Annotated in this window: 23 protein-coding genes and 1 riboswitch; of the genes, 6 read left to right on the top strand and 17 right to left on the bottom strand. The window is 72.0% G+C overall.

The genetic code is table 11. The features are described 5' to 3' along the window. Positions 1 to 106: 106 nt before the first annotated feature. The 3 genes from ABZZ20_RS03420 to glyA form a co-directional block, all read right to left on the bottom strand. Entirely contained in the window at positions 107 to 715 is a 609-nt protein-coding gene (locus tag ABZZ20_RS03420) for a 2'-5' RNA ligase family protein (RefSeq protein ID WP_356866283.1), read from the bottom strand. A 110-nt stretch (positions 716 to 825) separates the two neighbouring features. After that, the gene (gene trpS / locus ABZZ20_RS03415; RefSeq protein WP_356866281.1) at positions 826 to 1,839 is read right to left on the bottom strand and encodes a tryptophan--tRNA ligase; all 1,014 of its coding nucleotides are present in this window, start codon (positions 1,837 to 1,839) and stop codon (positions 826 to 828) included. A 467-nt stretch (positions 1,840 to 2,306) separates the two neighbouring features. Continuing rightward, the gene (gene glyA / locus ABZZ20_RS03410) at positions 2,307 to 3,590 is read right to left on the bottom strand and encodes a serine hydroxymethyltransferase (RefSeq protein WP_356866279.1); all 1,284 of its coding nucleotides are present in this window, start codon (positions 3,588 to 3,590) and stop codon (positions 2,307 to 2,309) included. Between the two features lie 36 nt (positions 3,591 to 3,626). Continuing rightward, positions 3,627 to 3,717, bottom strand: a riboswitch (ZMP/ZTP riboswitch). Positions 3,718 to 3,849: 132 nt separating this feature from the next. Between glyA and rocD the strand changes: the two genes are divergently transcribed. Beyond that, on the top strand, positions 3,850 to 5,055 hold the full coding sequence (rocD, locus tag ABZZ20_RS03405; protein ID WP_356866277.1) for an ornithine--oxo-acid transaminase: 1,206 nt from the start codon (positions 3,850 to 3,852) through the stop codon (positions 5,053 to 5,055). 138 nt (positions 5,056 to 5,193) lie between these two features. On the opposite strand, the gene ABZZ20_RS03400 is transcribed toward rocD, so the two are convergent. Together ABZZ20_RS03400 and ABZZ20_RS03395 are read right to left on the bottom strand one after the other, a co-directional pair. Then, positions 5,194 to 6,384: a glutathionylspermidine synthase family protein gene (locus tag ABZZ20_RS03400; protein ID WP_356866275.1), complete on the bottom strand. Its 1,191-nt coding sequence runs from the start codon at positions 6,382 to 6,384 to the stop codon at positions 5,194 to 5,196. A 6-nt stretch (positions 6,385 to 6,390) separates the two neighbouring features. Continuing rightward, the gene (locus ABZZ20_RS03395; protein ID WP_356866273.1) at positions 6,391 to 6,699 is read right to left on the bottom strand and encodes a hypothetical protein; all 309 of its coding nucleotides are present in this window, start codon (positions 6,697 to 6,699) and stop codon (positions 6,391 to 6,393) included. 97 nt (positions 6,700 to 6,796) lie between these two features. Here ABZZ20_RS03395 and ABZZ20_RS03390 point away from each other — a divergent pair, with 97 nt between their 5' ends. Next, on the top strand, positions 6,797 to 7,678 hold the full coding sequence (locus ABZZ20_RS03390) for a hypothetical protein (protein ID WP_356867168.1): 882 nt from the start codon (positions 6,797 to 6,799) through the stop codon (positions 7,676 to 7,678). Here ABZZ20_RS03390 and ABZZ20_RS03385 read toward each other — a convergent pair. Continuing rightward, positions 7,659 to 9,053, bottom strand: coding sequence for a PLP-dependent aminotransferase family protein (locus ABZZ20_RS03385; RefSeq protein WP_356866272.1), 1,395 nt, complete (start codon positions 9,051 to 9,053; stop codon positions 7,659 to 7,661). The genes ABZZ20_RS03390 and ABZZ20_RS03385 overlap by 20 nt on opposite strands. A 46-nt stretch (positions 9,054 to 9,099) precedes the next feature. On the opposite strand from ABZZ20_RS03385, the gene ABZZ20_RS03380 reads away from it, so the two are divergent. Then, complete coding sequence (locus ABZZ20_RS03380; RefSeq protein ID WP_356866270.1) at positions 9,100 to 9,603, top strand: carboxymuconolactone decarboxylase family protein; 504 nt, start codon at positions 9,100 to 9,102, stop codon at positions 9,601 to 9,603. Positions 9,604 to 9,615: 12 nt separating this feature from the next. Here the strand turns inward: ABZZ20_RS03380 and ABZZ20_RS03375 are convergent, their stop codons facing one another. The 6 genes from ABZZ20_RS03375 to ABZZ20_RS03350 form a co-directional block, all read right to left on the bottom strand. After that, the gene (locus ABZZ20_RS03375; RefSeq protein WP_356866268.1) at positions 9,616 to 10,452 is read right to left on the bottom strand and encodes a hypothetical protein; all 837 of its coding nucleotides are present in this window, start codon (positions 10,450 to 10,452) and stop codon (positions 9,616 to 9,618) included. Positions 10,453 to 10,455: 3 nt separating this feature from the next. Continuing rightward, positions 10,456 to 10,848, bottom strand: a complete 393-nt coding sequence (locus tag ABZZ20_RS03370) for a hypothetical protein (protein ID WP_356866266.1) — start codon at positions 10,846 to 10,848, stop codon at positions 10,456 to 10,458. Beyond that, positions 10,838 to 12,586 (bottom strand): hypothetical protein, encoded by a 1,749-nt coding sequence (locus ABZZ20_RS03365; RefSeq protein WP_356866264.1) that lies wholly within the window; start codon positions 12,584 to 12,586, stop codon positions 10,838 to 10,840. Before ABZZ20_RS03365 ends, ABZZ20_RS03370 begins: the two co-directional genes overlap by 11 nt. 186 nt (positions 12,587 to 12,772) lie before the next feature. Beyond that, positions 12,773 to 13,762: a malate dehydrogenase gene (locus ABZZ20_RS03360; RefSeq protein ID WP_356866262.1), complete on the bottom strand. Its 990-nt coding sequence runs from the start codon at positions 13,760 to 13,762 to the stop codon at positions 12,773 to 12,775. Between the two features lie 277 nt (positions 13,763 to 14,039). Then, positions 14,040 to 14,543, bottom strand: coding sequence for a DUF3017 domain-containing protein (locus ABZZ20_RS03355; RefSeq protein WP_356866260.1), 504 nt, complete (start codon positions 14,541 to 14,543; stop codon positions 14,040 to 14,042). Continuing rightward, the gene (locus ABZZ20_RS03350) at positions 14,533 to 15,396 is read right to left on the bottom strand and encodes a bifunctional methylenetetrahydrofolate dehydrogenase/methenyltetrahydrofolate cyclohydrolase (RefSeq protein WP_356866258.1); all 864 of its coding nucleotides are present in this window, start codon (positions 15,394 to 15,396) and stop codon (positions 14,533 to 14,535) included. Before ABZZ20_RS03350 ends, ABZZ20_RS03355 begins: the two co-directional genes overlap by 11 nt. A gap of 245 nt (positions 15,397 to 15,641) precedes the next feature. Between ABZZ20_RS03350 and ABZZ20_RS03345 the strand changes: the two genes are divergently transcribed. After that, complete coding sequence (locus tag ABZZ20_RS03345) at positions 15,642 to 16,304, top strand: hypothetical protein (RefSeq protein WP_356866257.1); 663 nt, start codon at positions 15,642 to 15,644, stop codon at positions 16,302 to 16,304. Between the two features lie 155 nt (positions 16,305 to 16,459). Here the strand turns inward: ABZZ20_RS03345 and purH are convergent, their stop codons facing one another. After that, positions 16,460 to 18,040 carry a bifunctional phosphoribosylaminoimidazolecarboxamide formyltransferase/IMP cyclohydrolase gene (gene purH / locus ABZZ20_RS03340; protein WP_356866255.1) on the bottom strand — a complete coding sequence of 527 codons (1,581 nt, stop codon included), beginning with the start codon at positions 18,038 to 18,040 and terminating at the stop codon, positions 16,460 to 16,462. Then, complete coding sequence (gene purN / locus ABZZ20_RS03335) at positions 18,037 to 18,660, bottom strand: phosphoribosylglycinamide formyltransferase (RefSeq protein WP_356866253.1); 624 nt, start codon at positions 18,658 to 18,660, stop codon at positions 18,037 to 18,039. Before purN ends, purH begins: the two co-directional genes overlap by 4 nt. A 281-nt stretch (positions 18,661 to 18,941) precedes the next feature. On the opposite strand from purN, the gene ABZZ20_RS03330 reads away from it, so the two are divergent. Further along, entirely contained in the window at positions 18,942 to 19,565 is a 624-nt protein-coding gene (locus tag ABZZ20_RS03330) for a hypothetical protein (RefSeq protein WP_356866251.1), read from the top strand. 10 nt (positions 19,566 to 19,575) lie between these two features. Here the strand turns inward: ABZZ20_RS03330 and ABZZ20_RS03325 are convergent, their stop codons facing one another. Continuing rightward, the gene (locus ABZZ20_RS03325) at positions 19,576 to 21,321 is read right to left on the bottom strand and encodes a DUF6350 family protein (RefSeq protein WP_356866249.1); all 1,746 of its coding nucleotides are present in this window, start codon (positions 21,319 to 21,321) and stop codon (positions 19,576 to 19,578) included. Between the two features lie 123 nt (positions 21,322 to 21,444). Between ABZZ20_RS03325 and ABZZ20_RS03320 the strand changes: the two genes are divergently transcribed. Then, entirely contained in the window at positions 21,445 to 22,704 is a 1,260-nt protein-coding gene (locus ABZZ20_RS03320) for a helix-turn-helix domain-containing protein (protein WP_356866247.1), read from the top strand. A gap of 96 nt (positions 22,705 to 22,800) precedes the next feature. Here the strand turns inward: ABZZ20_RS03320 and sucD are convergent, their stop codons facing one another. Both sucD and sucC read right to left on the bottom strand, forming a co-directional pair. After that, on the bottom strand, positions 22,801 to 23,691 hold the full coding sequence (gene sucD / locus ABZZ20_RS03315) for a succinate--CoA ligase subunit alpha (protein ID WP_356866245.1): 891 nt from the start codon (positions 23,689 to 23,691) through the stop codon (positions 22,801 to 22,803). Between the two features lie 21 nt (positions 23,692 to 23,712). Further along, positions 23,713 to 24,891 carry an ADP-forming succinate--CoA ligase subunit beta gene (sucC, locus tag ABZZ20_RS03310; RefSeq protein ID WP_030011549.1) on the bottom strand — a complete coding sequence of 393 codons (1,179 nt, stop codon included), beginning with the start codon at positions 24,889 to 24,891 and terminating at the stop codon, positions 23,713 to 23,715. Positions 24,892 to 25,063 lie beyond the last annotated feature (172 nt).

Raw genomic sequence — 25,063 nt, 5'->3', positions numbered from 1 at the left:
CACTACGGTCGTCGATTGTGACTTTTCGCCCTGCGGTACGCCCGTTCCACACCCTGGTCCTGCGCACGCTCCGGTTCCGCGCCCGCCAGACCTTCAGGCCGCTGCGTCACGATCCTCGTACGGGTGCCTCGGTCGCCCCGGCCGCCTCGTCGACCGGCGACCCGAGCTGTGCCGGGACCGCGGTGACCGGGCCGCCGCCGAAGGGGTACTCGCGCAGCTTGCGCCAGACCCCGTCCGAGCCCTGCTCGTAGAGCGCGAAGCCGGTGCACGTCCACTCCGCCGTGTACCCGGCGAGGGCGGTGAACGCCAGGTCCATCGCCTCCTCGGAGATCCCGTGGGCGACCGTGACGTGCGGGTGGTACGGGAACGCCAGCTCCCGGTTGACCGGGCCGTCCGGGTCGCGGACCAGGCCCTGGAGCCGGGTGCACCCCGCACCGCCCTCGACGACCCTAACGAAGACGACCGGCGAGAGCGGACGGAAGGTGCCCGTGCCCGCCAGCCGCATCGCGAAGGGGGCGAAGGCGGACGCGACCTCGGCCAGGTGGGCCCGGACCTCCGCGAGCCGGTCCGCCTCCACCTCGGTGGGCGGAACGAGGGTGACGTGCGTGGGGATGCCGTGCGCGGCAGCGTCCCCGAAGCCGGCGCGCAGCTCCTGGAGCTGACTGCCGTAAGGCTCCGGGACCGCGATCGAAACGCCGAGCGTTACGGTCCCCACGTGTGTCTCCTCCGTCGTCTGTGTGCCGGCTGCGGCTGCGTGGTGCTGCTGCCCCAGTGTGCGGCCAGCACCCCCCGGATTGCCAGGGTCCTCTTTCCCTCAGTGCAGCATCAGTGCTTCGCGGGGACCAGACCGAGGCGGTCGTAGGCCTGCGCCAGGGTCTCGGCGGCGACCGCGCGGGCCTTCTCCGCGCCCTTGGCCAGGATGGAGTCCAGCGTCTCCGGGTCGTCCAGGTACTCCTGGGTGCGCTGCTTGAACGGTGTGACGAAATCGACCATCACGGCGGCCAGGTCCGTCTTCAGCGCGCCGTAGCCCTTGCCCTCGTACGCGGCTTCGAGGGCGGGGACGGACTCCCCCGTGAGGGTGGAGTAGATCGTGAGCAGGTTGCTCACACCGGGCTTGTGCTCGGTGTCGAAGCGGATCACGGCCTCGGTGTCGGTGACCGCGCTCTTGATCTTCTTCTCCGTGACCTTGGGATCGTCGAGGAGGTTGATCAGGCCCTTGGGGGACGACGCGGACTTCGACATCTTGATCGACGGGTCCTGGAGGTCGTAGATCTTCGCGACCTCCTTGACGATGTGCGCGGCGGGGAGGGTGAAGGTCTGTCCGTACCGCTGGTTGAAGCGCTCGGCCAGGTCGCGGGTCAGCTCGATGTGCTGGCGCTGGTCCTCGCCGACCGGGACGGCGTCCGCCTGGTAGAGCAGGATGTCCGCGACCTGGAGGATCGGGTACGTGAACAGGCCGACGGTGGCGTTGTTGACCCCGCCCTTGGCGGACTTGTCCTTGAACTGGGTCATCCGGCTGGCCTCGCCGAAGCCGGTGATGCAGTTCATGACCCAGCCGAGCTGCGCGTGCTCGGGAACGTGGCTCTGGATGAAGAGCGTGCAGCGCTCGGGGTCGAGACCGGCGGCGAGGAGCTGCGCGGCGGAGAGCCGGGTGTTCGCGCGCAGGGCCGTCGGGTCCTGCGGCATGGTGATCGCGTGCAGGTCGACGACCATGTAGAAGGCGTCGTGCGTCTCCTGCAGGGCGACGTACTGACGGATGGCTCCGAGGTAGTTCCCGAGGTGGAACGAACCGGAGGTGGGCTGGATACCGGAGAGCGCGCGAGGACGATCAGAAGCCATGGCTTCATTCTCTCAGGTGCGGGGGCGGGCTCGGGCCCGCTCATGGCCGGAACCTTATGGTCCGCCGGCCGGTCGGAGCTCGGATCACGCCCTTCGCTCCACCGGGCGACGGGGGCCCGCGCGGGTACCGGGGGTAGCGCGGTGGCCGGATCCAGCCCCGGCCGAGCGACCGCTTTTCGTTCCGTGACGTGGGAGGACGCAGGGGTGCCCCGCCGCCGTGCGGGGCTCCCGGGCGCTGCCCCGGTCCGCGCCCCGGACGCCGGCGGGGCCGAAACCGCGCTCCGCGCGTTCCAGCCCCGCCGGCCCGACGGCACCGGCCAGATCCGGCCTCGCCGGCGCGTGGGGCGCCGGGCCCGGAGCGGCCCCGGGACGGCGGCCCCGCCCGGACGCTGGACGAGCCCCGGCGGAGCCCCGCTCCGGCGACGCTCCGGCGATCCGGCGATCCGGCGATCCGGCGATCCGCAGGGTCAGGAGAGGGGGAGGCCCGGAGCCGGGTGGGCCGACATCAGGTCCGTGACCTCGGCGCGGACGGCGGCCAGCGCGGCTTCGTCCGACTTCGCGGCGGCGTCGACCGCCCGGGAGATCCAGTCCGCCACCAGCGGCATGTGGTCCGTCCCGAGCCCCCGCGAGGTCAGCGACGGCGTGCCGATGCGGATGCCCGACGGGTCGAACGGCTTGCGGGGGTCGAACGGCACCGTGTTGTAGTTGACCACGATGCCCGCCCGGTCCAGCGCCTTGGCCGCCACCTTCCCAGGAACGCCCCGCGAGGTCAGGTCCATCAGGATCAGGTGGTTGTCCGTACCGCCCGAAACCAGGTCGAATCCGCGGGCCAGGAGGGCCTCGGCGAGGGCCTTGGCGTTGGCGACGACCGCATGGGCGTAGGTGACGAACGACGGCTGGGAAGCCTCGTGCAGGGCCACGGCGATGCCCGCCGTGGTCTGGTTGTGCGGCCCGCCCTGCAGGCCCGGGAACACCGCCTTGTCGATGGCCTTCGCATGCTCCTCCCGGCACATCAGCATCGCGCCGCGCGGACCCCGCAGGGTCTTGTGCGTGGTCGTCGAGACGACGTCCACGTGCCCGACCGGCGACGGGTGCGCCCCGCCCGCGATCAGGCCGGCGATGTGGGCGACGTCCGCGACCAGGATCGAGCCCGCCTCCTGCGCGATCGATGCGAACGCCTCGAAGTCGATCGTGCGCGGGAGCGCCGTACCGCCGCAGAAGATGATCTTCGGGCGCTCCGCGAGGGCCAGGTCGCGGACCGCGTCGTAGTCGATCAGGCCCGTCCCGGCGGAGACCCCGTACTGCACGCCCCGGAACCACGAGCCCGTCGCCGAGACCCCCCAGCCGTGCGTCAGGTGCCCGCCCATCGGCAGGGCCATGCCCATCACCGTGTCGCCGGGCTTCGCGAAGGCCAGGTACACCGCGAGGTTCGCGGGCGAGCCGGAATACGGCTGGACGTTGGCGTGGTCCACCCCGAACAGGCCCTTCGCCCGCTCGACGGCCAACGCCTCGACGCGGTCGATGTTCTGCTGGCCCTCGTAGTAGCGGCGGCCCGGGTACCCCTCGCTGTACTTGTTCTGCAGCACCGTGCCGGAGGCCTCCAACACGGCGGCGGACACGTAGTTCTCGCTGGGGATCAGACGCAGGGTCTCCGCCTGAAGGGATTCCTCCGCGGCGACGAAGGACGCCAGCTCGGGGTCGACGGCCCACAGGGAAGGGTGGCGGTGGGCGGGGTGGCGGCGCGCGGTCATGGCGGGCTCCTCCGGGGTCGATGTCAGATCTCGTCCCCGCGAGGCCCAGGCGAGCGGCCCTGTATGCGGTCGTGCGCGCACGACTCCCCCGGAGTTGGTTCTCCGTACGCCAGTCGCCGTGCGTACCGCTCACCTTAGCCGCCGGGCCACAAGAAAGGTTTCCCCGTCCGGTATACGAGCGACGTATAGCCGTATACAAGGTGACGCAGGTGACACCAACCCCGTCACCCGGCCCGCCTGACCGACGATCGGAGACCCCGTGTCGACAACTGCTGATGCCATCCGTTCCGCCGAGGCGCACAGCGCGCACAACTACCACCCGCTGCCCGTCGTCGTGGCGTCCGCGGAAGGCGCGTGGGTGACCGACGTGGAGGGCCGCCGCTACCTGGACATGCTCGCGGGCTATTCGGCGCTCAACTTCGGCCACGGCAACCGCCGCCTGCTCGACGCCGCCCGGGCGCAGTTGGAACGGGTCACCCTCACCTCCCGGGCCTTCTACCACGACCGGTTCGCCGACTTCTGCCGCGAGCTGGCCGCGCTGTGCGGCAAGGACATGGTGCTCCCGATGAACACGGGCGCGGAGGCCGTGGAGACGGCCGTGAAGCTCGCCCGCAAGTGGGGTTACGAGGTCAAGGGCGTCCCGGACGGGCACGCCAAGATCGTGGTCGCGGCCGGCAACTTCCACGGCCGGACCACGACCATCGTGAGCTTCTCCACCGACCACGAGGCGCGCGACCACTTCGGCCCGTACACGCCGGGGTTCGAGATCGTTCCGTACGGCGACCTCACCGCGCTGGCCGCAGCCGTCACGCCGAACACCGTGGCCGTGCTGCTGGAGCCGATTCAGGGCGAGGCTGGGGTGCTGGTACCGCCGGCCGGGTACTTCCAGGGCGTACGGGACCTCACGCGCGAGCGGAACGTCCTGTTCATGGCGGACGAGATCCAGTCGGGGCTGGGGCGCACCGGCAAGACCTTCGCCTGCGAGCACGAGGGGGTCGTGCCGGACGTGTACATCCTCGGCAAGGCGCTGGGCGGCGGCGTGGTCCCGGTCTCCGCCGTCGCCGCGGACCAGGACGTGCTCGGGGTGTTCCGGCCCGGCGAACACGGCTCCACCTTCGGCGGGAACCCGCTGGCCTGCGCGGTCGGCCTGGAGGTCGTCGCGATGCTGCGCACGGGCGAGTACCAGCAGCGTGCCGCCGAGCTCGGCGACCACCTGCACCGGGAGCTGAATCTGCTGGTCGGCGGGGGCGCGGTGACCGCCGTGCGCGGCCGCGGGCTGTGGGCGGGCGTGGACATCGACCCGGGGCACGGGACGGGCCGGGAGATCTCCGAAAGGCTGATGGAGCGGGGCGTACTGGCCAAGGACACCCACGGATCGACGATCCGGATCGCGCCCCCGCTGGTGATCAGCAAGGAGGACCTGGACTGGGGACTGGAGCAGCTGCGGTCCGTCCTGGCCGGCTGACGGCGGTCGCCCGCCTACGTCTTGCGGAGGGCTGCGTCCGATGACGGGCGCGACCGTGCCGACCCGGGTCCGGCCGCCGCGCCTGCGGACGGCGGCCGGGGTCGGATCGGAACGGGGCGGCCGGGTGCGGGCCGGGTCCTAGAGGATGACGTGGGGCAGGAAGCGGGCGTACTCGTCCGTGACCGGGCCCGCCGATTCCCGGATGCCGAGTCCCGCCGCCTCCTCCTCGACGACCCATGCGCCGAGCACCACGCGGTTGCCGTCGAAGTCGGGCAGCGGGGCCAGGCCCTGGAAGACGTACGTCTCCTCCTCGACCGGCACGAAGGGCTCGCCGCCGACGGGGTGCAGCGTGACCCCGGCGCCCTCGCGGCCCAGCAGCGGCTTGGCGGCGAAACCGGTCGTCGTGGCCAGCTCGCGCGGGCCGTCGAGATAGGCGGGCAGCAGGTTCGGGTGCTCGGGGAAGAGCTCCCACAAGACGGCCAGCAGCGCCTTGTTGGACAGCAGCATCTTCCACAGCGGCTCGATCCAGCAGGTGGTCCCGGAACCGCCGCCGTGGTCGTACGAGTCGAGGACCTGGGGGGCGAAGGGGTCGGTGGCCAGCCACTCCCACGGGTAGAGCTTGAAGCAGCTGCGGATGAAGCCGAGCTTCTGGTCCACGAACCGGCCCGACAGGCTGTCCCAGCCGATCTGCTCGACGGACAGCTGCTCCGTCTCCAGGCCCGCCTGCTCGGCGGTCTCCTGGAGGTAGGCCACCGTCATCAGGTCCTCGCCGAGCTCGTCGGTCTCCGAGTGCGCGAAGTGCAGCGGGCCGGGCGGCAGTAGCTCCGCCTGCCGGCGCCAGGCGTCGACGAGCCGCTCGTGGAGGGAGTTCCACTGGTCGGCACCCGGGAAGCGCTCCTCCATCCAGAACCACTGCGGGCTGGCTGCCTCCACGAGGGAGGTGGGGGTGTCGGCGTTGTACTCCAGCATCTTGGCCGGGCTGCCGGTGCCGTCGTAGCGCAGGTCGAACCGGCCGTAGAGGGACGGCTGTTCGGCGCGCCTGCGCCAGGACCGGGCGATGAGCTCCGCGAGGCGCGGGTCGGTGATGCCGAGGTCCCCGAAACGGTCGTGCTCGACGATGTGCGCGGCTGCGGCCAGGCACATGGCGTGCAGTTCCTCGACGACGTTCTCCAGCGCCTCGACCTCGGGGAGCGTGAAGGAGTAGTACGCGCTCTCGTCCCAGTAGGGGCGCAGGGAGTCGTCGGGGTAGCGGGTGAGCGGGTAGATGAGCCCCTGCTCCTCGACGGTCTTCTGCCAGTCGGGGCGGGGTTCGATGGTGTGACGGCGCACGTGGGCTCAGCCGCCGCTGCTGCTGGAGTGGCCGCCGATGCCGCCGCGGGTGACGGCGGACTTGTTGAAGCTGCCTCCGCTGACGCGGTTGTTCGCGACGCTTCCGCCGTAGTAGTACGAGCCGCGCCCGCCGCTCCTGCACTCCTTGGTGTTCAGCTTTTCCAGGGTGACGCGGTCCGCGCAGCGCTTGTCGGGCTCGTTGCTGCTGCCACAGGCCACGAGTGCGGCAGCGAGCAGGCCCATGCCGCCGAGTGCGACGCCGCCGGAACGCATGCGACGTCGGGGGGTGCTGCTGCCACTGCTGCTGTCATCCATGGCGCACAGACTAGAACGGGGTGGCGAAGGGATGGAATCCGGCCGTCGAAACCCCCGCACCAGCTCCATGATCTAAAGTCAATTCGTGCTGCTTGGGATGATTTGTGCGCTCGGTGCGGCTGTCTGCTTCGGCACGGCATCGGTCCTCCAGGCCATGGCCGCGCGGGCGGCGGAACCCGGGACGGGGTCCGGGGTGGACACGGCCCTGCTGCTGAGGGCGCTACGGCAGTGGCGGTACGGGGCGGGCCTGGCCCTGGACGGGATCGGCTTCGTCCTCCAGATCGTGGCGCTGAAGCACGTCCCCATCTATACGGTGGGGGCGGCGCTGGCGGCGAGCCTCGCAGTGACGGCGGTGGTCGCCTCACGGCTGTTGCACGTGCGGTTGCGCGGCGCCGAGTGGGCTGCGGTGGGGGTGGTGTGCGCAGGGCTGGCCATGCTGGCGCTGTCGTCGGGCGAGGAGGGCTCGGGGACGGGATCGTTCGCCCTGGAGCTCGGGCTGCTGCTGGTGGCCGGATCTGTACTGCTGGTGGGAGCGGTGTGCGGGAGCCTGCCGGACCGGCCGCGGGCACTGGTCCTCGGACTGGCGGCCGGGACGGGCTTCGGGGTGGTGGAGGTGGCGGTCCGCCTCATCGACGGCATCTCCTTCACGAACCCGGCGCTGTACGCACTGCTGCTGGGTGGGGGCTCCGCGTTCCTGCTGCTCACTTCCGCACTGCAACGGGGCTCGGTGACGACGGCCACGGCGGGGATGGTCCTCGGCGAGACGATCGGCCCGGCGCTGGTGGGCGTGGTGTGGCTCGGTGACCGCACGCGCGAGGGCCTGGCCTGGCTGGCGGTCCTCGGCTTCGTGGTGGCGGTGGCCGGAGCCCTGGCCCTCACCCGCTTCGGTGAACCCCCGCCCCCGCAACCCGCACGACCGTCCGTCCCGGACCCCGGCGGCCCCGCAGCCGCCCGCGGTGTCAGGGGAGGGCCGCCGTGAGGGCTGTCAGGGCCGGGGACCAGGCGCTCGTCGAGGGAGTCCCGTAGCCGACCACCAGGGCCTCTCGGTCCGGGAGGGCCGCCTCCGGGTGGGCGTAGCGGGACAGGGTTTCCAGAGCCAGGTCCTGCCAGGCCGCCGCCCGGAGGACCGACGCCTGTGTCCCCGCCGGAAGGTCCAGCACCGCGTGCAGACCCGCCGCGATGCCCGACACCGCCACCCGTCCCGACACCGCCGCCACCAGTTCGTCCCGGCGCCGCCGGTACCGCAGTCGCATGCCGCGCACGTGCCGGTCGTACGCGCCGCACCGGATGAACTCCGCCAGCGTGAGCTGGTCCAGCGCGCTCGACGTCCAGTCGGTCCGCCCCTTCGCCGCCAGTACCTCTTCCAGCAGCCCCGGCGACACCACCATCCAGCCCATCCGCAGCCCCGGCGCCAGGGACTTGCTCGCCGTGCCGAGGTACACCACCCGGTCCGGGTCGAGTCCCTGCAACGCCCCCACGGGCTGGCGGTCGTAGCGGAACTCCCCGTCGTAGTCGTCCTCCAGGATCAGCCCGCCCGTGGTCCGCGCCCAGTCGACCGCCGCCGCCCGCCGCGCCGGGGTCAGCGCGACTCCGGTCGGGAACTGGTGGGCGGGGGTGAGCAGCACCGCCCCCACCTCGCCGGGCAGGTCCGGCGTCCGCGCCCCCGCGGCGTCCACCGTCAGCGGCCGGGTCCGCAGCCCCGCCCGCGTCAGCAACTCCCGGTGCACGTCGAGGCCGTACCCTTCCACCGCCACGTCCCGCACCCTCCGGGCCCGTAGCACGCCCGCGAGCAGCGTCAGCGCGTGCGCGAATCCCGCGCACAGCACGATCCGCTCCGGGTCCGCGTACACCCCGCGCGCCCTCGCCAGGTACCCGGCGAGGGCCTCCCGCAGCTCCACCCGGCCGCGCGCGTCGGCCGCGTACCCGAAGGCCTCGTTCGGCGCGTCCGTCAACGCCCGCCGGGCCGCCGCCAGCCAGGCCGCGCGCGGGAAGCCGCCCAGGTCCGGCGCGCCGGCCCGGAGGTCGTACGTGAACCCCCGCCGCGCGGGATGCCGTACGCGGGCCGCCGCCGCGGACCGTCGCGGCCGGGCCCGTTCCGCGACCCGGGTGCCCGAGCCCTGGCGGGCCGTCAGCCAGCCCTCGGCGACGAGCTCGGCGTACGCCTCCGCGACGGTGTTCCGTGCGATCCCGAGGTCGACGGCGAAGGACCGCGAGGACGGCAGCCGGGTCCCGGGCGCCAGCCGTCCACTGCGCGCCGCCTCGCGCAGCGCCTCGACGAGTCCGGCCCGCAGGCCGCGCCCGGCGGCGAGGTCCAGATGCAGGTCAGCCCCGAAAGTGGCCCATGATTGCGTCATGGATGTGGACCATATCGGCGGGCCGCACGCTTCGTAGGGTGAGGGCATGACGACCACTCACGAACACAGCGCCGCATACGCTCCCGAGCACTCCCCGCGCATGAGCTGGGCCCAGCAGGTCCCCGAGGTCTACAAGGCGATCGTCGCCCTGGAGATCGCCTCGAAGAAGGGCATGGACCCGCTGTTGGTCGAGTTGGTCAAGATCCGCGCCTCGCAGCTCAACCACTGCGCCTTCTGCCTGGACATGCACACGAAGGACGCGATCGCCGCGGGTGAGAGCGTCGAGCGGATCGTGCAGCTCAGCGCCTGGGAGGAGTCGCGGCACTTCTACACGGAGAAGGAGGCCGCCGCGATCGAGTTGACCGAGGCCGTGACCGTCCTGACCGACGGATTCGTTCCCGACGAGGTGTACGAGAAGGCCGCGAAGCACTTCGAGGAGAAGGAGCTCGCCCAGCTGATCGCCGTGATCTCCACGATCAACGTCTGGAACCGCTTCGCGGTCACCACCCGCATGGTCCCGGGCCACTACACCCCGGGCATGTACCACTGAGCTCCGTCCCCGTCAGTCCGGTCGGAACGAGCCCAGGGCCGCCGTCAGACGGGCACGGACGGTCTTGGCCTCGGCGGCCGGACCGAAGGCCATGATCATCCACCGGCTGCCGTCGGACGCGACGGTGAGGCGGGCTATCCCGCGCCCGGTTCCCTGCACGTCCTGGTCGGGGAGGTCGAAGACGAGCTCGCAGCCGGGGCCCGCCTTGGCGTCGAGTGACAGCCGCCGGTAGCCGTCCCGGCCGCTCATGTCCTTGGTGCCCTCGATCAGGACCTCGCACGGATTGGTGGGGCCCGTGGTTACGGGGAAGACCTGGAGCAGCGAGTCCCGGCCCTGTGCGGGGCGGTAGACCGTCCCGGCCGCGGCTCCGGTCTCGGAGCTGCTGAGGTCCCAGCTGTCGGGGACCGCGATCTGGAAGCCCGATCCGGCGCTGCGCAACACCTTGTAGCCGGACGGCAGGGCCGACGGGTCCTCCAGCAGCAACGGGGCGGTGAGCGCCGCCCCGCCCAGTGCCCCCACCAGGCCGAGGACGATCACGGCCGGGCGCCACCGCCGGAAGGCCCCTCGCCGCACGGGCGGCGGTCCGTCGAAACCCTCCTCAGGGGCGTCGGCAGGACCGTCCCCGGAGGCGTCTTGCGGTCCGTCGACCGTGGCTCCCGCCCCTTCGGTCGAGCCCTCGGCCACGTCGCTGACCGCGGTCCTCGCATCCGGCCGCGGGGCTCCCGGCGGATGCGCGGGCTTCGGGGGCAGCCGCTTCGGGTCCGGCTCCGAAACCTCCTCGCCCGCCGCCGGGACCTCCCACTGCTGCGACTGCGGGTTCCAGCGGGCGGGGCCGCTCCCCGGGGCCACGGGTCATCCCCCGAACGAGGTCAGCAGGGCGGCCAGCGCGGTGGCCGCGCTCACCGACTCCACCAGCGGGGCCCACCGCTCCAGCGCCGCGCGCAGCCTGGCGGCCAGGCCGGGCCGGATCTCCGCGTCCGCCCCCGCCAGTTCCTCCGCCGCCGCGTCGAGTTCGGTGTCCAGGGCCGTCCGCCCGTCGCTGCGGGGCAGTCGTACGAGGGCGGCGCGGAGGTCGTGCACGGCCTCCAGCAGTTGCTCCGCGGTCGGCCCCGCCGCGCCCGCACCCGGACCACCGTGGTGCACCGTGCTGTTGCTGACGTCCGTGCCTCCGATGCTGAAGGCACTGCCCCGTACGTCGCCGATCCGTACCGACGGCTGCGGCTGCTCGCCCGCGCTACTTGCCACTTCTGCTCTCCTTACCCGCGCCCACGCGCCGGTCCTTGCGATCCGCCTTGTCCGTCCCCTGGTTCACCGTGCTGTTGTGGCTCACCCCGTGGATACCGAAGGCGCTGTTGCTGACCGATTGGATGAACACCCCGCCGTCCGCGACGTTCACGGCGCGCTCGGCGAACTCCTCGGTGTGCCAGCCCGCGTCGTGCAGCGCGAGGGTCACACCGCCGACGATCCGCTCCTGAATGGTCTTCAGGTACCGGTCGAGGTCCATCAGTTGGAACAGTGACCCGTCCTCCTGGGAGGCGAGTTCGCGTACGGAGACGGCCGGTCCCGCCGCGTACGCGACGCCGTGCCCGGCGGTCGCCAGCCGCCACGGGACCCGGCAGGCACCGGCCAGGGTGGCGAGGGCCACGCCGAGGGAGCCGGGGGCGTGGGTGAGGGCCAGCAGCACCTTGGCCAGGGGGGTGTTGCGGCGGTGCCGCCGGGCGATGTCGTCGGCCCGCTGGAAGTCCGGCCGCACCGGCAGCAGCACGTGGGGCGCCACTTCCAGCATCAGCATGCCGCCCTGGGTGTGGACCCGGATGAAGACGGTGATGACGAGGTTCTCGTCCCAGCCGCCGATCCGGACGCGCAGGAAGTGCCGGCGCCGCTCGCCGCCCTCCTCGACCGCGGCGGCCCGGTGCCCGGCGAAGGCCTCCTCGGACAGGTCCACCGCGTCCACGTCGGGCAGCCCGGCGGCCGGCAGGAACACGCACTCGTCGACGACCAGCTCGCGCAGCCGGTCCAGCACGGCCTCCTCCGCCTCCTGGGAACCGCGCGGCGACGGGACCCTGAGTGCCTCCAACTTCGGCCGGATCTGATCGATGATCCGCGCGTTGTCGAGGCGTTGGGCCCCCGCGCCGGCACGGGAGCGCAGCTCCACGGCCAGTTGCCACGGCAGGTGGGCCTTGCCGGCCCCGCAGAACGGGTTGCTGACGTCGTACAGGACCACGGGTGCGTGCTGGGTGCGTTCGATCCGGCTCCGGGCCCGCTCGAAGCGCCGGCCCGCGGGCGGATCGGCAGCCTGGTCAGCGTAGGACGACCGGCTGAGCGAGGAGTGGATGATCTGGGCGAAGTGCTCCCGCTGGAAGCCGACGAGCACGGTGACGAGAACGGCGATCAACACGACCGTCCACGAGTAGGACTCCCCGTAGACCTGGCCGATCCTCGGCACTTCCAGGAAGATCCCCAGCGGGTCGACCTGCAAGGTCTGCCCGAGCTGCAGGCCGACCCGGCCGAGGTCCGGCGGGCCCCAGCGGCCCGCGTCGTCGGCGATGAAGCCGCGCAGCACCCCCCACAGGAGGAAGCCGAGCAGGACGCAGGCGTAGCCGCGCAGCACCCATTCGAGGATCCGGCCGCCGCGGCCGGTCCGCTCGCGGCGCTTCTTGATCCGCCCCGCGCCGCTCAGCAGGAGCGCCGGGACGAGCAGGAACAGGAAGAACGTGCGGGTGAGCAGCAGACCCAGGCCCCATACCGCGACGACGGCCGCGGACCAGGCCACCTCGGTGCGCAGGGCGCGCAGGGCGTGGGCGAGGACGCGGGCGGCGTCGAACCCGTACGAGGGCGCCGGGAACCGCTCCTCGTGGACGTACAGCTCCTCGATCACCCGGTCGCGGAACGTAGCGTCGAGATAGGTGCCGGCACACAGGAGGCGTCCTGCCTCCGTCATCGCCGGGTCCGCGGGGGCCCTGCCGTCCGGTGTTCCGGTCACGAGATCTCCTCGGTCGGGAGGAGGGAAACCGTACGGGGCGCGTGGGACGCGGGACAGGGCGGAACGCGCCAAAAAAGGGCCCCGGCGCGTTGCGCCGGGGCCCCCTTCGGGTGTATTTGGCCGGATCGATCGGGTCGCCCCGACGATCCTTGCGGATCGGACCGCGTCGGGTCAGATCGGAGGGGATCAGATGAGGCCGAGCTCGCGGACCGCGTCGCGCTCCTCGACGAGCTCCGCCACGGAGGCGTCGATGCGCGTGCGGGAGAACTCGTTGATGTCCAGGCCCTGGACGATCTCGTACTTGCCGTCCTTGCAGACGACGGGGAAGGAGGAGATCAGGCCCTCCGGGACGCCGTAGGAGCCATCCGACGGGATGCCCATGGAGGTCCAGTCGCCCGCGGCGGTGCCGTTGACCCAGGTGTGCACGTGGTCGATGGCGGCGTTGGCGGCCGAGGCGGCCGAGGACGCGCCACGGGCCTCGATGATCGCGGCGCCGCGCTTGGCGACGGTCGGGATGAAGGTGTCGGCGAGCCACAGCTCGTCGTTCACGACCTCGGCGGCGTTCTTGCCGGCGATCTCCGCGTGGAAGACGTCCGGGTACTGGGTGGCCGAGTGGTTGCCCCAGATGGTCAGGCGCTTGATGTCGGTGAGGTCGGCGCCGGTCTTCTTGGCGAGCTGCGAGATCGCGCGGTTGTGGTCCAGGCGGGTCATCGCGGTGAAGCGCTCGGCCGGTACGTCCGGGGCGGCGGCCTGCGCGATGAGCGCGTTGGTGTTGGCCGGGTTGCCCACGACCAGGACCTTGATGTCGTCCGCGGCGTGCGCGTTGATCGCGGCGCCCTGCGGCTTGAAGATGCCGCCGTTGGCGGAGAGCAGGTCACCGCGCTCCATGCCCTTGGTGCGCGGGCGGGCGCCCACGAGCAGCGCGACGTTCGCGCCGTCGAAGCCCGCGTTCGGGTCGTCGAAGATGTCGATGCCCTTGAGCAGCGGGAAGGCGCAGTCGTCGAGCTCCATGGCGGTGCCCTCGGCGGCCTTCATGCCCTGGGGGATCTCCAGAAGACGGAGCTTGACCGGCACGTCCGCGCCGAGCAGGTGACCGGAGGCGATGCGGAAGAGCAGCGCGTAGCCGATCTGGCCGGCGGCGCCGGTGACGGTGACATTCACAGGAGTGCGGGTCATGGCCTTCTCCGTTAGACAGCTGGCGGTGGGGCGTCCCTGCCCCGTGTGCTGGCGGACGCCGCTCCCCTGCGAATCTTGACGTGAAGAGACATCCGGCGTCAGGCTATCCGACCTTCGAGCGGGCCAACCCCCCGGTCCATGTGGTGCATGGCACACGGACCGGGAGTTCGAAGGCGCGGAGCGCGGTTTCCCCCTGCTTTTCGGCCGTTGGGCACCGCCGTACGGCCGCAGCGGGTGCCCCCGTACAGCCGTACGGCCATACGTCCGCCCGAGGGCATCAGCGGACGGTGAAGCGGACCGCGCTCTCCAGGAACGGGATCTCCAGCAACGGCTTGGGCTCCATCACCAGCGCGAGCAGCGTGATCGCCACGCCCAGCAGCCCGTACGTGACCATGTCCGTGAAGCGGGAGCGCACCGCGAGCATCCCCACCGACGGCAGGACGCGCCGGAGCACGGAAGCAGCGATCATCGCCACGCCGATCACCAGGCAGCCGATCCGGGCCTGCCCCAGCGCGGTCACGAGCAGTCCGACGGCGGTCGCGGCGAGCACGCTGAGCATCGGCCACTGCCGGGCCGCGAGCGCGTCGCCGGGAGCGGCGCGGCCGGCGCCTTCGGGGCGGGCCGTGTCCTGGGTGACGGAGGGGAAGCGGCGCGACTTCGGGGCCTCGGGCTCCGGGACCGCGCCGGCTTGCGCAACGACCTCGGCGCCGCCGGGACCGGTCTCCGTTCCGGTCCCGGTTCCGGTTCCGGCACCGACTCCCGCGTCGTGGTCAGCCTGCACTGGTCGTCATCCGTTCCGCCGCCTCGACGACGTTCACGAGCAGCTGCGCACGGGTCATCGGGCCGACCCCGCCGGGGTTCGGGGAGATCCAGCCGGCCACCTCGGCCACGCCCGGGTGCACGTCGCCGACGATCTTGCCGTTCTCGTCCCGGCTGACGCCCACGTCCAGCACGGCCGCGCCGGGCTTCACGTCCTCCGGCTTGACCAGGTGCGGGACTCCGGCCGCCGCCACGATGATGTCCGCCTGGCGCAGCTGCGCGGGCAGGTCGCGGGTGCCGGTGTGGCACAGCGTGACCGTGGCGTTCTCCGACTTGCGGGTCAGCAGCAGGCCCATGGAACGCCCGACCGTGATGCCGCGGCCCAGGAGCACGACGTGCGCTCCGTCGATCTGGACGCCGTGGTGGCGGAGCAGGGCCACGATGCCGTACGGGGTGCAGGGCAGCGGACCCGGCTCGTTCAGCACCAGCCGGCCGAGCGACATCGGGTGCAGGCCGTCGGCGTCCTTCGCCGGGTCCATCAGTTCCAGGACCCGGTTGGTGTCGATGCCCTTGGGGAGGGGGAGTTGGACGATGTAACCCGTGCACTCCGGATTCGCGTTGAGTTCCCGGACGACCGCCTCGATGTCCTCCTGGGAGGCCGTCGCCGGCAGTTCGCGCTGGATGGAGGCGATGCCGACCTCGGCGCAGTCCTTGTGCTTGCCGTTGACGTACCAGCGGCTTCCCGGGTCGTCACCGACCAGCAGGGTGCCGAGGCCGGGGGTGATGCCCCGGGCCTTGAGCGCCGCCACACGGGCGGTCAGTTCGGACTTGATCGCGGCGGCGGTGGCCTTGCCATCGAGAATCTGGGCGGTCATACCTCCATCCTCCCGGATGGAGCGGCCCCGGTTCCAGTCGCGGGGTCTGTCACAGGCGTGATCCATTCATTGCACTTGCACAACAAGTGACGGAGCCGTCGCGCCCCCGCTGGACAACTCCGGTCCGATCGGACCACGATGACCGAAAGAGTGCCGCGGGCAGTGCCGGGGGGCGGACCGCAAAAAGCAGTGATTCCTCCGTGCGTGCCGTGCGTCCCTGCACTTCCACGGAGGAACACCCCAAGATGAGCTTCGGCGATCCGAACAACCCGTACGGACAGCAGCCCCCGCAGGGCCAGCCCGGCTACGGCTACCCGCAGCAGGCACCGCAGGGCGTCCCGCCGCAGGGCGGCTACGCCTACCCCCAGCAGCAGGCCCCGGCGGGCTATCCGGCATACCCTGCCGCCCCCGGCGGTTACCCGGTTCCGGGCGCGCAGATGCCCGCGCCCGGTGGTGTGAAGGCGGCCCGCGCCATCCTGTTCATCCTGGGTGGCCTGCAAGCCCTGGGCGGTGTGTTCCTCCTGCTCGGCGGCGCGTTCTTCGCGTCGATGTTCGCCGACTCCACCAACTCCTCCGCGAGTGACGCCGGTGCGGTGGCGGGCGGCGTGTTCGTCGTGGTCGGCATCCTGGTCATCGCCTTCTCGCTGTGGCCGATCCTGACCGCGGCCAAGCTGCTCAAGGGCCGTGGTGGCGTCCGCGTGTCCGGCATCGTCTTCGGCGCGCTGCAGTCCCTGTTCGCCGGGATCAGCGTGCTCGGCAACCTGGCGGCGCTGAGCAGCGCCGACGCGCCCCCCGCCATCGTGGTCTCCCTGCTCTTCGCGGTGGTCTCGCTGGGGCTGGGCGTCTGGGTCATCGTCGGTCTGGCCAACTCGGCCGCCGCCGGCTACTTCCAGCGCCCCCAGTACTAGGCGTAACCGGGCGCAACGGGGTGCGACGAGGTGTACGAACGGTGTCGGCAGCGCAGCCGCCACCGCCCACGGCGAAGGCCGCGACCCGCAGTGCGCGGGGCGCGGCCTTCGCCGTTCTCGTGGGGGCGCCGGACCTCGGGGCGCGGCGCGCCGGCTCAGTGGAAGAAGTGCCGGGTCCCCGTGAAGTACATGGTCACGCCCGCCGCCTTCGCGGCCTCGATCACCTGCTCGTCACGGACCGAACCACCCGGCTGGACCACGGCCTTGATGCCCGCGGCGGTCAGGATCTCCAGCCCGTCGGGGAAGGGGAAGAAGGCGTCGGAGGCCGCGTACGAGCCCTGCGCGCGCTCGGCGCCCGCCCGCTCCACGGCGAGCTTCGCCGAGTCGACCCGGTTGACCTGACCCATGCCGACGCCGACGGACGCACCGTCCTTGGCCAGCAGGATCGCGTTGGACTTGACGGCACGGCAGGCCTTCCACGCGAAGGCGAGCTCGGCGAGCTCCTCCGGGGAGAGCGCGTCGCCGGTGGCGAGGGTCCAGTTCTTCGGGTCGTCACCCTCGGCCTGGAAGAGGTCGCTCTGCTGGAGCAGCGCACCGCCGGAGATGGGCTTGAGGTCACCCGGCTGGTGCGGGGTGCCGTCCACCTTCAGGACGCGGATGTTCTTCTTCTTGGCGAGGATCTCGACCGCGCCGTCCTCGTAGGCGGGGGCGGCGATGACCTCGGTGAAGATCTCCGCGACCTGCTCGGCGAGCTCGACCGTCACCGGGCGGTTGACGGCGATGACCCCGCCGAAGGCCGACAACGGGTCGCAGGCGTGCGCCTTGCGGTGCGCGGCGGCGACGTCCGCGCCGACGGCGATGCCGCACGGGTTGGCGTGCTTGATGATCGCGACACAGGGCTCGTCGTGGTCGTACGCGGCGCGGCGCGCGGCCTCGGTGTCCACGTAGTTGTTGAAGGACATCTCCTTGCCGTGCAGCTGCTCGGCGTTGGCGAGCCCGCCCGGCTGGCCGTCGGTGTAGAGGGCGGCGGCCTGGTGGGGGTTCTCGCCGTAGCGCAGGGTGGACTTGCGGTCCCAGGCTCCGGCCAGGAACTCGGGCAGCACGGCCTCCGGCTCCGGGGCGTACGCGTTCGTGAACCAGGAGGCCACGGCGACGTCATACGCAGCGGTGTGCTGGAAGGCCTCGGCCGCCAGGCGCTTGCGCGCGGTGAGGTCGAAGCCGCCGCCCTGGGCCGCGGCGAGGACGTCGGCGTAACGGGCGGGGCTGGTCACGACCGCTACGGACGGGTGGTTCTTGGCGGCGGCGCGGACCATCGACGGGCCGCCGATGTCGATCTGCTCGACGCACTCGTCGGGGGTGGCGCCCGAGGCGACCGTCTCCCGGAAGGGGTACAGGTTGACGATCACCAGGTCGAAGGGCTCGATGCCGAGCTCGGCGAGCTGGTGCTGGTGGTCCTCCAGGCGCAGGTCGGCGAGGATGCCGGCGTGCACGCGCGGGTGCAGGGTCTTGACCCGGCCGTCCAGGCACTCGGGGAAGCCGGTGAGCTCCTCGACCTTGGTGACGGGCACACCGGCCGCGGCGATCTTGGAGGCGGTGGAGCCCGTGGAGACGAGCGCGACGCCCGCCTCGTGCAGGCCGCGGGCCAGCTCCTCCAGTCCCGTCTTGTCGTAGACACTGACGAGCGCGCGCCGGATCGGTCGCTTCGACGAGGTGGTGCTGCTCTCTACGGCGGTCACTGGATTGTTACCTTTCGTCCCTCAATGCGGTAGCCGTGCCGGGCCAGGCGCCCCACGACATCGACGAGCAGCTGGCGCTCGACTTCCTTGATGCGCTCATGAAGAGCGGCTTCGTCGTCCTCGTCCCGGACCTCGACCACACCCTGGGCGATGATCGGACCGGTATCCACGCCGGAGTCCACGAAGTGGACCGTGCAGCCGGTGACCTTCGCGCCGTAGGCGAGGGCGTCCCGGACGCCATGGGCGCCCGGGAAGGCCGGGAGGAGGGCGGGGTGGGTGTTGATGAAGCGACCGCCGAAGCGGTCGATGAACGACGCTCCCACGATCTTCATGAACCCGGCGGACACGACGAGGTCCGGCGCGTGGGCGGCGGTCGCCTCGGTGAGAGCGGCGTCCCACTCCTGGCGACTGGCGTACGCCTTGACCGGACACACGAAGGTGGGGATCCCGGCCTTCTCGGCCCGCTCCAGACCGACGATGTTCTCGCGATCGGCCCCCACGGCGACGACTTCGGCACCGAAGCCTTCGGCTCCGCCGGGGTGGGCGTCGATGGCGTCGAGCAGGGCCTGGAGGTTGGTGCCGGAACCGGAGACCAGCACGACCAGGCGGGAGGCGGCCATGGGAGGCCCTTTCTGCGGGAATGCTTCCGTACATCTTGTGTGATCAGACGAAACTTCAGCACCCCGATATACGGGGGACCCTACGAAGACGCTGAACGCCTGCAACGATACCGGCACACCGGACAGCCCCCGAGGGACGGGGGGACGGCCGAGGGGTAGCGTCTGGCGTACAAGCCGCATACGGCGCGGTGCGCAGGGCCGTGCAGCACCGTGCACCACGTCAACGCACGACGCCCACGACGCACTTCGACGTCCACGACACAGGGGAAGTAACGCACTCGATGCCGGACCGCCGCCAGCCCGACTCCTCCACCGACGACAACCCCTTCGCGGCTCCCCCGGAAGGCCGGCCCGACCAGCCGTGGCAGCCGCGCAGCGGTGGCGACGGCGGCCGTCCGGGCGAGGACCCCGGCTCCGCCCCCGGCGGACCGGTGCGCTGGGACCCGATGGACCCGGTCCAGCGGCGCGCCCGGTACGCACTGCTGGCCGGCATGTGGGGCTTCTTCTTCGGGATCTTCGGAATCCCGTCGGTGGGCCTGTTGCTGGGCGCGCTCGCCCTGTACTGGGGGATCAGCGGGCTGCGCGGGAAGCCGGTGGCGGCGTCCGGCGCCGCATCGCGCGCGGGCGGCGAAGGCGCACCGGGCCCGGCTCCGGCCCCCGCTCCGGCCCAGAGCGGTCTGGCAGCCCTCGGACCAGCCGCCCGGCCACAGCGGACGGCCGCCATCGGCGGGCTGGTCACGGCCTCGCTGGCGATCCTGCTCGCCATGGGCTCGTACGGCCTGCAACTGGCCTACAAGGACTTCTACGTCTGCCGCGAGGACGCCCTCACCCATTCGGCCGAGCTCCAGTGCAACACGCTGCTGCCGGACAATGCGCTGGGCAAGATCCTGAAGGTGCAGCAGTAGCCGATCGCCGTCAGGCCGGGGGCTTGCGACGCTCCAGCACGCGGGCGCCGGCCACGGGCGGTACGAGCGGCGGGGGCGGCGGGGGCGGCTGCGCCGCCGGGAGCGGAATCTGCGTCAGGTCCAGGTGAAGCCCCGCCACGACGGTGATCTGCCGGGGTGCGGCGCGCGGGGCGGCCGGTGCCTGCGCCGGGGCCGGGGCCGGGGCCGGGGCCTCTCCCGGGGCCAGGGCCTCTCCCGGGGCCTGATCCGGAGCCGGGGCCAGGGCCTCTCCCGGGGCCTGATCCGGAGCCGGGGCCAGGGCCTCTCCCGGGGCCTGATCCGGAGCCGGAGCCGGAGCCGGGGCTGGAGCCGGGGCTGGAGCCGGGGCCGGGGCCTGCGGTACCGGCGTCAGGTCGGGGATCAGGGCGCCGGCCGCACGACGCAGGGCCTCCCAGCGGATCTCCCGTACGCCGCTGTCGTGCCACTCGTCGTCCACGGCCAGCACGTCCGCCTGCCGGGCGGGGCGCGTCCGCCAGGAGTGCACCGCCACCGCCACCGGCACCGCCGGCACCACGGTCCACAGGAAGGCCGCCACGCCGGTCGTCCACCACATCGGCCCGAAGCTCGCCAGTTCCCGGGAACCGAGCGGGCCCGACGAGGCCGCCGCGAGCCCGGCCAACACCAGACCGCACACCAGCGCGCCCAGAGCCGCCGTCAGAGCGGTCTCCCCGTACGAAACTTCACGCGCCCGGCGTACCGCGAACCACCCGACTGCCAACCCGGCCAGCAACGGCACCACAACGGTCGCACAGGTCAGCAGGGACCCGGGCCCCGCCGGCGGCAGCGCCGCCAGCAGCGGGAACCGCGGTAGGGCGGGTGAACCCGCGAACCCGAGCGGGGTCGCGGTCGCACCGCCACCGAGGGCGAAGCCGGGGCCGAGAGCATAGGCCGCGCCCCAGACCACGGCGTTGGGGAGCAGCGAGAGCGCCAGCAGCAGTACCGCGAAGCGTCCGGACCACACCCCGGTCAGCGTCAGGAAGGACCCCTGCACCTCGGCGCCGTGCCAGGCGAGCGAGGCTCCGACGAGCAGGGCGCCACCGCCCAGGAGCACCAGGGACCCGGCGGCGCCGGCGCGGAGCGCGAGGGCGTAACGGGGGCGCGCGACAGCCCTCCGTACGACCCCCGGCACCCGCTCCGGCAGCGGCCAGATCGGACGCCCTTTGGCCTCCCACACCCCACCGGCGGCGGCGAGCACAGCGACCAGCGGAAGGTGCCAGGCGGCGCTGAGCGGGTCGGCGGGCATGGGGCCGCCGGCCGCGTAGACGGTGGCCAGCGACCCGACGCCAAGGTATCCGCAGGTCACGGCGGAGAAGACGGCACTGGCGGGCAGCACCTCGTCGCCGTCGCTGCCATCACCCGAAGCACTGCCGAGGCGGGCGGCGCGGCGAATGAGGAGCGCGGGCAAGGCGACGAGCAGCAGCGGGGTCACGCCGACCGGGGCCGGCACCCCGGACACGGTCTCGTACCGGACCAGCTCGGTCCCGTGGGCGAGCAGCCACAGCCCGGCGGCGAGGTGCAGGGCCCCGCCGGGGCCGCTGTCGGGGTAGGGGGAGCTGATCCACAGCACGATGACGAGGACGGCGAGGAAGCCGAGCCCCAGCCCGGCGGCCACGGCGCCGCCCAGCACGCAAGCGGCGGCTGCCGGCGAGCGCCGCCGGCCGACGGCGGTCCGCGGGGGCGTGGGCAACGAGGTCCCGCGTTCGGTCACTTGGGTCACCCCGTCATGGTGCCAACGACACGCGCTATGGGCGGGTAACAGGCGAATTTCCGTGGTGTCGCTCAATATACGTTTTATGTACCTTTTCGCCCAGGGCTGCCGGCAGGTCACGGGGAGTGCGGCATGACAGAGAGCGTCGAGGAGCCGCGGCTCCCCTCGCCCGAGGAATGCCGCAGACTGCGCGAGGCGGCGGGCCTGACGTACGAGGAGGTCGCCACGGCCGTGGGCGTCACGGTCAGCACGGTTCGCGCCTGGGAAGCGGGCCGCACCGACCCGCGCGGCCACAAACGCGACGCGTACGTCAGGCTTCTGACGTCCTTTGACCCCTCGGCCCCCACCGTTGACATGGAGCAGGCGGAACAGGCGGACGCCGTGACCGGCGCCGAACCCGCGACGGCCCGAACGGGCGAAGGCGTTGGCGGCGGGGCTGCCGCAGGCGCACCGGCCCCGCCGCAGGACAACGGGCAGGGCACCGCGGACGCCGCCGCAGCCACCGCCCCCGACAGGCCGACGGTCAGGCCGAGAGGGGACGGGGCGGGAGACCGCAGGCAGCTGAGGCTGCCGGCAGGCGCTGGGCCGCGGGGAGCGTTCGATGCGCTCTACCAGTACGCCGCCACCGCCCTCACCCGGCAGGCGTACCTGCTCACCGGCCGCCGCGGCCTCGCCCAGGAAGCCGTGGAGCAGGCGTTCCAGAAGGCGTGGGCCTGCTGGTCCGAGGTGGCCACCGATCCCGACCCCGTCGGGTGGGTGCGCGCCGCCGCGTACGAGTACGCCCTCTCACCCTGGCACCAGTTCCGCCGCGCCCACAAGCACCCCGACAGGGCTCCGGCCGCCCCCGCGGACCGGATCCTGTTGGAGGCCATGTTGGCCTTGCCCCCGGTCCGCCGCCGTACCGTGCTGCTCTACGACGGCGTCGGCCTCGACCTCCCCGACACCGCCGCCGAGACCGAGGCCAGCACCCCCTCCGCCGGCAACCGCCTGCTGCGCGCGCACGCCGAACTCGCCGACCGGGTCCCCGAACTGGCCACGACGGCCCCGGAGAAACGGTCCGCGCTGCTGCACGAGCGGCTCGGCGCGCTGAAGCCGGTCGTACCGTTGGTTCCCCGCCCGGCAGCCTCCGTACGCATCGCCGCCGAGTACCGGGCGAGGCGGTGGACGCGGGCGGTCCTCGGCCTGACCGCGGTGATCGCCGTCGCGACCGGGTACACCACCGTGACGGCGCCCCGACAGTACGAGCCCCCGGTCGCGCCCGGCGCGAGCGTGTCCGGGGTGCCTCCGCTCAGCGGCCCGCAGCGGCTCACCAAGGAGACCAAGCAGCTCCACGACAAGCTGCGCGCGGACCCAGCCGCCGGCCCCGCCCGACTCGCTCCCCGGATCGAGTAGCCGCCGGCCGCCAGCCGCCGGCGCAGCAGGAACGGGCGTGGCCCGCATCCCCGGGGGATGCGGGCCACGCCCGTGCACACGTGCGAACGGCGAGCGTTACTGCGCGGCGTTCAGGATCTCGCGCGCGAGCTTCGCCGTCTCGGTCGGCGTCTTGCCGACCTTGACGCCGGCGGCCTCAAGGGCCTCCTTCTTGGCCTGCGCGGTGCCGGAAGAGCCGGAGACGATGGCGCCGGCGTGGCCCATGGTCTTGCCCTCGGGGGCAGTGAAGCCCGCGACGTAGCCGACGACCGGCTTGGTGACGTTCTTCGCGATGAAGTCCGCCGCGCGCTCCTCGGCGTCGCCGCCGATCTCACCGATCATGACGATCAGCTCGGTCTCCGGGTCGGCCTCGAAGGCCTCCAGGGCGTCGATGTGGGTGGTGCCGATGATCGGGTCGCCACCGATGCCGACGGCGGAGGTGAAGCCGATGTCACGGAGCTCGTACATCATCTGGTAGGTCAGCGTGCCGGACTTGGACACGAGACCGATCTTGCCGGGCTTGGTGATGTCACCCGGGATGATGCCGGCGTTGGACTGACCGGGGGTGATCAGACCCGGGCAGTTCGGGCCGATGATCCGGGTCTTGTTGCCCTTGGCGGTCGCGTACGCCCAGAAGGCGGCGGAGTCGTGCACCGCGATGCCCTCGGTGATGACGACGGCCAGCGGGATCTCGGCGTCGATGGCCTCGACGACGGCGGCCTTGGCGAAGGCCGGCGGGACGAAGAGGACGGAGACGTTGGCGCCCGTCTTCTCCATCGCCTCGGCGACGGAGCCGAAGACCGGGACCTCGGTGCCGTCGAAGTCGACGGTGGTGCCGGCCTTGCGCGGGTTCACGCCGCCGACGATGTTGGTGCCGTCAGCCAGCATCAGCTTGGTGTGCTTCATGCCCGTGGCACCGGTCATGCCCTGGACGATGACCTTGCTGTCCTTGTTGAGGAAGATAGCCATGTGAGTCTGTGACCTCTGCCCTTACTTCGCAGCCGCGAGCTCGGCGGCCTTGTCGGCCGCGCCGTCCATGGTGTCCACGCGCTGGACCAGCGGGTGGTTGGCGTCCGAGAGGATCTTGCGACCCAGCTCGGCGTTGTTGCCGTCGAGACGGACGACCAGCGGCTTGGTGACCGCCTCGCCCTTGTCCGCGAGCAGCTGCAGGGCCTGGACGATGCCGTTGGCGACCTCGTCACAGGCGGTGATGCCACCGAAGACGTTGACGAAGACGGACTTGACGTCCGGGTCGCCGAGGATGATCTCGAGACCGTTGGCCATGACGGCGGCGGAGGCGCCACCGCCGATGTCCAGGAAGTTGGCGGGCTTGACGCCACCGTGGTTCTCACCGGCGTACGCGACGACGTCGAGGGTGCTCATGACGAGACCCGCGCCGTTGCCGATGATGCCGACCTCACCGTCGAGCTTGACGTAGTTGAGGTTCTTCGCCTTGGCGGCGGCCTCAAGCGGGTTCGCGGCCGCGTGGTCCACGAACTCCTCGTGGCCCGGCTGGCGGAACTCGGCGTTCTCGTCGAGCGAGACCTTGCCGTCGAGGGCGATGACGTCGCCGCTGGCGACCTTCGCGAGCGGGTTGACCTCGACGAGGAGCGCGTCCTCGGCGATGAAGGTGGCCCACAGGGTCACGAGGACCTCGGCGACCTTCTCGGCGACCTCGGCCGGGAACTGCGCCAGGGCGACGATCTCGCGGGCCTTCTCGATGGTCACGCCCTCGTTGGCGTTCACCGGGACCTTGGCGAGCTTCTCGGGGGTCTCCTCCGCGACCTGCTCGATGTCCATGCCGCCCGCGACCGAGGCCATGGCCAGGAAGGTGCGGTTGGTGCGGTCGAGGAGGTACGAGACGTAGTACTCCTCAAGGATCTCGGGAGCGGTCTCGGCGATCATCACCTTGTGGACCGTGTGGCCCTTGATGTCCATGCCCAGGATGTCCGTCGCGCGGGCGACGGCCTCGTCCGGGGTGGCGGCGAGCTTGACGCCGCCAGCCTTGCCGCGGCCACCGACCTTTACCTGCGCCTTGACGACCGACTTGCCGCCCAGCCGCTCGGTGGCCTCGCGAGCCGCCTCAGGCGTGTCGATGACTTCACCGGCCAGCACCGGTACACCGTGCTTGGCGAAGAGGTCCCTCGCCTGGTACTCGAACAGGTCCACGCGCGTCCGTCCCTTGTCTTCAAAGATTCGCAGTGATTCGCGGTTGTCTGCGTGGGCGTGCCGCGGAGGGCAACGTGACGGCGCTGTCACTAGGGAGGCGCACACGGTGACCGTGGACGCGGCATGTCCGTCCCGCAGGTTATCCCCGTGGGACGTGGGTCCCTAAATCGCA

Source organism: Streptomyces sp. NPDC006430, from assembly GCF_040612395.1.
In the GTDB taxonomy this organism is placed as follows: Bacteria; Actinomycetota; Actinomycetes; order Streptomycetales; family Streptomycetaceae; genus Streptomyces.
The sequence above is the reverse complement of the archived record's forward strand: the minus strand, read 5'-3'. Positions and strand labels throughout refer to the sequence as shown.

Excerpts from the sequence above, each read along its gene's own strand:
- ABZZ20_RS03395 (WP_356866273.1), bottom strand. The coding sequence starts at position 6,699 with ATGGATGACAGCAGCAGTGGCAGCAGCACCCCCCGACGTCGCATGCGT.
- ABZZ20_RS03390 (WP_356867168.1), top strand. The coding sequence starts at position 6,797 with ATGATTTGTGCGCTCGGTGCGGCTGTCTGCTTCGGCACGGCATCGGTC.
- purN (WP_356866253.1), bottom strand. The coding sequence starts at position 18,660 with ATGGCCGCCTCCCGCCTGGTCGTGCTGGTCTCCGGTTCCGGCACCAAC.
- ABZZ20_RS03385 (WP_356866272.1), bottom strand. The coding sequence starts at position 9,053 with ATGACGCAATCATGGGCCACTTTCGGGGCTGACCTGCATCTGGACCTC.
- ABZZ20_RS03330 (WP_356866251.1), top strand. The coding sequence starts at position 18,942 with ATGCCGGACCGCCGCCAGCCCGACTCCTCCACCGACGACAACCCCTTC.
- ABZZ20_RS03320 (WP_356866247.1), top strand. The coding sequence starts at position 21,445 with ATGACAGAGAGCGTCGAGGAGCCGCGGCTCCCCTCGCCCGAGGAATGC.
- ABZZ20_RS03350 (WP_356866258.1), bottom strand. The coding sequence starts at position 15,396 with ATGACCGCCCAGATTCTCGATGGCAAGGCCACCGCCGCCGCGATCAAG.
- glyA (WP_356866279.1), bottom strand. The coding sequence starts at position 3,590 with ATGACCGCGCGCCGCCACCCCGCCCACCGCCACCCTTCCCTGTGGGCC.
- trpS (WP_356866281.1), bottom strand. The coding sequence starts at position 1,839 with ATGGCTTCTGATCGTCCTCGCGCGCTCTCCGGTATCCAGCCCACCTCC.
- ABZZ20_RS03360 (WP_356866262.1), bottom strand. The coding sequence starts at position 13,762 with ATGACCCGCACTCCTGTGAATGTCACCGTCACCGGCGCCGCCGGCCAG.
- ABZZ20_RS03380 (WP_356866270.1), top strand. The coding sequence starts at position 9,100 with ATGACGACCACTCACGAACACAGCGCCGCATACGCTCCCGAGCACTCC.
- sucD (WP_356866245.1), bottom strand. The coding sequence starts at position 23,691 with ATGGCTATCTTCCTCAACAAGGACAGCAAGGTCATCGTCCAGGGCATG.
- ABZZ20_RS03345 (WP_356866257.1), top strand. The coding sequence starts at position 15,642 with ATGAGCTTCGGCGATCCGAACAACCCGTACGGACAGCAGCCCCCGCAG.